We start from the raw sequence: 6810 nt of genomic DNA on the forward strand, positions 1-6810 counted from the left end.
ACTGGAGGTCGTTCAACGCTTTAATGATCGACCGAAGGTTGGCTATAGCATTCCAGACACCCTTGGATCGAACGCTGATCCCTTTTCCTTTGCGCTGGGACAATCCTGGAAGGAGATCAATGATGTATTTCAATTCCATCTTATACGAAAACACCTGGAATCAGGAATTGTCATCTCTGAACTGCCCGAGAAGCTTGCTTTAAAAACCAGTACTTACTATGCAATTAGAAGGCGTCTCAGCCAGCATGGATATGACTTTGAAAGTATTCCCGTCAAGATTCCCCTGAAATTGCATTCCCATGAATTAGCGGCTCTGGATAGTTATGTCAGTAATCTCACTGAACTTACCTGGAAAAAAGCCAATCAGCATTTTGAGCAGGAGATCATTGAGTATCTGTTCAAACAGGTTGGATACCAGAAAACCAAGCTGGCAGAGGAACTGAATATCAGTTATCCAACCGTCCTGCAAAAAACGAAATCACTGAAGAGGAATTGACTGAAGCTACCAAAGCGTAGAACATCATAAGTTCAACAATGTGTGGTACTCATGCATCCTCCCTGAGCCCCGATTAATCGGGGCTCATTTTTTTCCAGATTGCCCTCTTCAAGCACTTGAGAGAAGTGGTGTAACATCCAGTATCATACTGGCAATGAGCCATTTTTGTGATTAAGTTAGCCAGTCTTTGCGCTTTTTGGGTGTAAGGTCAAATTATTAGCTATCTTTACTCGAAGTGATAAAATTTTGATGCGACGATTGGACAAGAAAATCTATGCGCTATTATGAGTTGATTGGACTAAAGAGAGAACCATTCTCTATGACTCCAGATCCGGAATTCTTTTTCGAATCAAAAGCGCATGGCGAAATTCTCAATCGCCTGGAAATCGCTTTAAGATTGAATCGTGGTCTTTCCGTCATCATGGGTGGAATAGGCACAGGCAAAACAACTCTTTCACGGCTATTACTCAGTCGCTTTATCGACTTTGGTAAGGATTTCCAGTTTTATCTCATCATGGACCCCACCTGGGAAAACACCCGGGAGTTCCTGGTATACCTGAAAAGGCTTTTTGGCCTGAGAGGGAGTTCGCTCTATCAATCTGAAATGTTGAACCAACTGGAAAATTTTTTAATTGATACAGCCGTTAAAAAAGGCAAGCAGATCGTTCTTATTATTGATGAAGGTCAAAAAATGGGGACAGAGCAAATTGAGATTATCAGGACACTCCTGAATTTTGAAACCAATAGCCGCAAATTAATCCAAGTTGTCATCTTTGCTCAACCCGAGTTTAAGGAGGTCGTTGCCGCCCACGAAAATTTTAAGGACAGAATAGCCTTTGGAGCCACGATTCCACCCCTGGATCGAGAAGATACCATCTCCTTTGTAGACTTTCGCATAAATGAAGCAGGTTACGAAGGCGATGAGCCCCTATTTTCGCAAGAAGCCAAGGAAATGATTTATCAACATACTGGAGGCTATCCCCGGAAAATTGTAAATATGTGTCACCATCTCATTGTCGATATGCTGGTATACAATAAACAGTCCATCGACGGAGCTGCCGTGTTAAATCGAATCAACAGCGACGATAACAATTATGCCGGCTGACGAAAAAGATTCTGCGGCGACGAATCGACTGCTGGATCTTCTAAGATCACAGCAGACGGGTAAATCGACGACTGAAGGCAATGCCAGCGGTACGGTGGACGCGAATGAGTCTTCTGAGCAATCAGAGTCATCCAGTAAAAAGAAACCCAAGGCGCCATCTGTCAGCACGAGTATCGTACCGGATAGCATCGTAGATGATGCTCCTCCCCAGCAGGAAGAGACAAAGACTGTCACCTCAGATGAAATACGGGCAAAATTGGGGATGCTTGCCGGAAAAAAGACCGATCCCGTCCCAGAAGAAAAACCGGCAACTGAAGAACCTGTTGTTGAAGAAGAATCTCCTGAAGAAGCGGTTGCTCAGGGAGTCGCTGCAGATTTAATCGATACCCAGGAGGATCTTAAATCAGAGGGTTCAAATGAACCTGAGCATGTGGAATCACCTCCTGCCCATATTCAAGAGGAGGCAGGCCCTCAACTTATTGATCCATCTTATTTCCAAGTTCACCCCGAGGTTCCCAAACCAAATAAGATACTGGACATTTTCTTTGAGTTCAGTAATTGGGCCTTTGGTGTTCGACGAAAAATTACTTTTCAGTGCACACCTGATTCGATCCGAGTACTCAAAACCGTTTCTTCTGGAAATCGAAACGTGGTGGAAAGTATGGATGTGTACCCCCTTCCCTATGAACTGGATGATCAGAAGATTTCTCACAGGGATGACTTGCTTTCCTATATTTTAGACTCCTTTGATACAAAACTCTGGAAGAAAGACACCATGTTCCGCATGTATTCTTCCTTTATCGAAACCCACACAAAAATATTTAAGGCACCACCCGTTAAGGGCAAAGAGATTGCTGAACTCATCACATGGACGGCCAAGAAAAATCTGCCCTTCAGCAGTGATAATATCAATATCGATTATATGATTCTGGATTCTGAAAAAGGCGAACTCAAGAAGAATATCATTATTGGGGTTGGCAACAACGAAACCATCACCTTTATGTCAGATCTCTTTAAAAAGAAAAAATTTGATCTTCAAAATGTGACCACCATTCCCTTTCTTGATTGGGAAACTTTCAAACACTGTTATCCCGATCGTCTTCGAGGGTGTATTGCCATAGTTCACATGAATCAAAATGAAACCACCATTACCATGGTCAAGTCAGGTCGCATGGAATTCACCCGTGAAATGGCCGTGGGTGTAAAAGATTACCAAAAAGCCCTGGTACAGAGGGTCATGGTGGGTAATGATGCTGTCAATATCACTGAGGAAATGGCCGCTGAGTATCTATTGAGGTATGGAATTCCCGTGAATACTGATGAGGATATACCGGAAACGGGGATAAGTCTCTACAAGATATATATCTTCTTGCGACCCATTGTTGAGCGCATGACCAGTGAGATTAACCGCTCCCTGGATTATTTCAGGAAACAGGTGGCTGATGTAGAGTGTCAGGAAATCTATCTCACTGGCCCGGGTGCCGCCATTCCCAATCTTGTGGAAGTATTTGCCACCCAGCTTGAACGATCTACAGAGCATCTAAATCCACTTCGTCAAGGTGATTTTGAGTTTTCTGATCAGTTCGAACTGAATCATCAGCTCATTCCTATTTTTAGTACGAATTTTGGACTGGCTTTGAAAGCATCAGCGGGTATAAATCTGCTACCTCCTGCCAGGAAGCAACATTTCCAATTCAAAGTTTTTAACAAGATGAGCATCTTTCTCACCATCATTCTGCTTCCGATTTACCTGCTCATGGGATATTTCTCATATATGGAAAAGGAAGTTCTGGAAGAAAGTGTTGCAAATATGAATCGCCAGTGGCTAAAACTGTCCGAGCAATCTCAAGAATATTTCATCATGCGTGATGATCTTGAGTATCTCGGAAACTATTGGGGTTTTCTGGAGAATGATGACATTAATTCACAGAATCAGATTAAGCTGCTTAAGCTTATTTCATCGGAAATCCCCGATAATATAAAGGTTACCTCCCTGGTCTTCCGGCCAGCCAGTTCCAAGGAAGCCGGGTCGGTTATCAAGCAAGCAGCTCATGTGGATCGCATCGCCTTAAGTGGTATCGTGAATGCTCATGCAGGGATAGCCGATATACAGCTCACCAATTTCATCATGCGATTGGAGAGTTTAAACATGTTTACCAGTATCGAACGGGAAGGCTCACCAAGTTCAGATGATTCCCGACTCCTGTTTACCCTGAAAATTGGCATAGGTGTCAAGTGAACCGAAACATTTTCTTTGGAACCGTAATCTTCCTCATCCTCTCTACAATAGGGTGGTTCTATTACACGGTGGCAATTGCAGGTGCCAGTATATCTGAACTAGAACTTGAATTGGCAGGCATAAATAGTCGCTTCGATGAATTAGCTGGCGTGACTGAAAGCTATGATGAATTCAAATTGAGGTTTACTGAAAAAGTAGAACATTTTGATACACTCAAAACCATTATCCCTGATAATCAGCGATATGGATCCGTTCTGGAACAGATCCGTCAGATATCAGAACGTCACAAACTGCAAATTCTCAGCTTTGACCCCTCCCTGAACGATACATATCCAGCTATTTATGCTGAAATGAGGATTCCTAAAAATCATGTGGAGTGCTACCCTTTGCAGATAAAGTTTTATGGGGATTTTCTAACCATCGGGGCGTTTCTGGATGATCTTCTTGAAATGCGCCAGCTCGTGAATATCGCCAATATCAAGCTGGAAACCGAAATGGAATACGGTGGTATGTTGACCTGTGAATTAAATTTATACACCTACATTTTCATCGAAGGAGCCTAGCTTGTGTTAAAGCAATTTAATGCGCGATCCGCTCTGCTTCTGGCGGTTTTGTTATGCCTGATGGCTTATGGGCTGTATGATGCCGGGATAATTGGGTCAGGGAATGGCGATGTGGAAAATTTGTTTGGGCTGTCAACAGGTGGCTCTTCTGAGCCTGCAACAGCACGTGCAGTCTCTGAATCCAGAACCTCTGCACCACTTAGATCATTGGTCTGGAGTGGGGGCTGGGAATCGGATCCATTTTTTTATGCTGAAGCTGAAACAACCAATGCACTGGGAGGGGGAATTCTTGGTTCCCTGTTTGGAAGTATGGATGGGGATGATGTCCCCAGTCTGGATTTGACAGGGATTTCATGGTCCGGAAATGTTGGCATGGCTTTGATTAATGGAGATATATTGGAAGAAGGGGACAGAGTAGCCGGATATCAGATCACCAAGATCGCATTCGATCATATTATCCTGCGTCGGGGAACCAGCATCGTAAAGGTCAAAATGGATGAATAACAGAATTCGATATATTACATTTTTTACATTTCTGCTTGGTGCAATTACCCTCTCTGCTGCCCCGAAAACGGTGTTGAATTGGGTCTCCACATTTGTGGCTAATGGCGAAGCCGGGCTTGAAATATCTCTTTCCAATCGTGTCGACTTTAAGGAAAGTGTGGGCCAATCACCTCCAAAAATTACACTGACTTTTCCCAAAACCAGTTTGGCCCAGGACAATTTTACCCGTACAACCAATGTGTCGCCCCTCATGCGTCTTTCCGTAAAGAAAAATCCCTATGATGAGGATGAAGTCATTGTTGAAATGCTTTTTTCCAAGATTCCTCAATACACGACTCAGTGGCTGGGAGATGATTTGTTATTGGTGTCCTGGCCTGAGGTAAGGGAAAGAAAAGCACCTCGACGCAGGGATAGGCGAGCTGATCTGCCCGGTACCATCAGCATGAACTTCAAAGGAGCCGACATGATCGATATTCTGCGACTCCTGTCTGCCCAGCACAAGATTAACATTATTACTGGACCTGAGGTGGAAGGCGAAGTCACAGTTTCACTGAAAGATGTCGACCTGTGGACAGCTCTCGATGCCATTCTAAAGGTAAATGGTTATGACTGGTTTCAGCAGGGCAACATCGTGGTGGTAAAACCTGCCGATGAAGAAATGTTTGGCGAGCTGGATACCCGTGTCTTCAAGATGAATTATGTGGATGCAAGTGCGGTTTCTTCCGCCCTCTCAAGCGTGTTAAGTGAGAAGGGTCAAATTCAACTCTATTCACCCGTTATGGCGGGATCCTCAGGTGGGGGAGGAGGTGCTGGCGGTGGTGGTGGCGATGCTGCTGGTGGGGGTGGAGGCGGTGGCGGATTGGCCGCTGCAGCTGGAGCCTTAGGTGGTGGTGGCGGTGCTGGTGGAGGAGCCGGAGGAGGTGCTGCCGGCGGTGGCGCTAATGCTGGTCCTGTCTATGACCATATTGTAATCACTGACCTGGCCCAGAATTTCGATCGTATCCAGGATATTATCAATGAATTGGACAAAAGAATTCCTCAAATCAATATCGCTGTCAAATTTATTGAGACAAAACTTACTAATGAGGAACGCCTGGGAATAAATTGGGATTTAAGAACCAACTTGACAGGTCCAAGTATCCAGGATGATGCCGGGACAGTCGAAAATCTGATTGAGCTGGGAACGACGATCCTGAGTGGTGGGAGTCAACTCAGGTTGGCCACATTAAGCATCCCCATGTTTTCTGCCATCATGGAAATGATGGGGTCGGATGCTGATACGAAGCTGCTGCAGGAGCCTCAGGTCACTACTTTTGAGAATACGACAGCTCAAATCGGTATTGGTACGAACTATCCAGTACTCATACCTGGTTCTGATGCCACTGCTTTTGGAGCGGAAACCTATCAATTCGAGGATGTAGATATACGGGTTGATTTGAGTGTAACACCGCGAATCAACGAAGAGAAATATGTGAGTTTGAACCTAACTGCCACGGTTCAGGCTTTGGTGGGTTTTGCTGGACCAAATTCTGATCGGCCTATTGTATCCGATAGATCCACCACAACCAGGGTTATGGTCGAAAATGGGGAGACTTTACTCATCGGAGGCTTAATTTTTGATCAGGTGAATGAGTCTACAACCTCCCCGCCCATTATCCGTAGTATACCCTTTTTGAAAAGATTCTTTACCCACACGCGGACATCGACGGAGCAAAGGGAATTGCTCATATTTATTACCCCAAACATTGTTAGCAAATAGAGAGAAGAGCCATGGAACTGGACATACTGGATTTGCTGAATTTCATGAGGGACTGTGGTGCCTCAGATCTTCACTTGCACCCCTTCTCCAGACCCATAGTACGGGTAGATGGTGAAATTCGGAAGACAGATATTCCCCCCATGC

6 protein-coding genes are annotated in these 6810 nt (G+C 44.7%); all 6 read left to right on the forward strand.

The genetic code is table 11. The annotated features are described in order from the left end of the window. Window positions 1–496: hypothetical protein (locus ISR87_15055; GenBank protein MBL7026760.1), on the forward strand; the 496-nt coding region annotated here is incomplete at its 5' end. A gap of 274 nt (window positions 497–770) precedes the next feature. Continuing rightward, window positions 771–1601 carry an AAA family ATPase gene (locus ISR87_15060; GenBank protein ID MBL7026761.1) on the forward strand — a complete coding sequence of 277 codons (831 nt, stop codon included), beginning with the start codon at window positions 771–773 and terminating at the stop codon, window positions 1599–1601. After that, window positions 1591–3840: a pilus assembly protein PilM gene (pilM, locus tag ISR87_15065; GenBank protein MBL7026762.1), complete on the forward strand. Its 2250-nt coding sequence runs from the start codon at window positions 1591–1593 to the stop codon at window positions 3838–3840. The genes ISR87_15060 and pilM overlap by 11 nt, the downstream gene beginning before the upstream one ends. Continuing rightward, on the forward strand, window positions 3837–4403 hold the full coding sequence (gene pilO / locus ISR87_15070) for a type 4a pilus biogenesis protein PilO (protein ID MBL7026763.1): 567 nt from the start codon (window positions 3837–3839) through the stop codon (window positions 4401–4403). The genes pilM and pilO overlap by 4 nt, the downstream gene beginning before the upstream one ends. A gap of 3 nt (window positions 4404–4406) precedes the next feature. Further along, the gene (locus ISR87_15075; protein MBL7026764.1) at window positions 4407–4907 is read left to right on the forward strand and encodes a hypothetical protein; all 501 of its coding nucleotides are present in this window, start codon (window positions 4407–4409) and stop codon (window positions 4905–4907) included. Beyond that, complete coding sequence (locus ISR87_15080) at window positions 4900–6666, forward strand: hypothetical protein (GenBank protein MBL7026765.1); 1767 nt, start codon at window positions 4900–4902, stop codon at window positions 6664–6666. The genes ISR87_15075 and ISR87_15080 overlap by 8 nt, the downstream gene beginning before the upstream one ends. Window positions 6667–6810 lie beyond the last annotated feature (144 nt).

It is taken from the genome of Candidatus Neomarinimicrobiota bacterium, from assembly GCA_016784545.1.
In the GTDB taxonomy this organism is placed as follows: domain Bacteria; phylum Fidelibacterota; class UBA8477; order UBA8477; family JABMPR01; genus JABMPR01.

Coding starts and splice junctions, on each gene's coding strand:
- pilM (MBL7026762.1), top strand. CDS start 1,591: ATGCCGGCTGACGAAAAAGATTCTGCGGCGACGAATCGACTGCTGGAT.
- ISR87_15080 (MBL7026765.1), top strand. CDS start 4,900: ATGAATAACAGAATTCGATATATTACATTTTTTACATTTCTGCTTGGT.
- ISR87_15060 (MBL7026761.1), top strand. CDS start 771: ATGCGCTATTATGAGTTGATTGGACTAAAGAGAGAACCATTCTCTATG.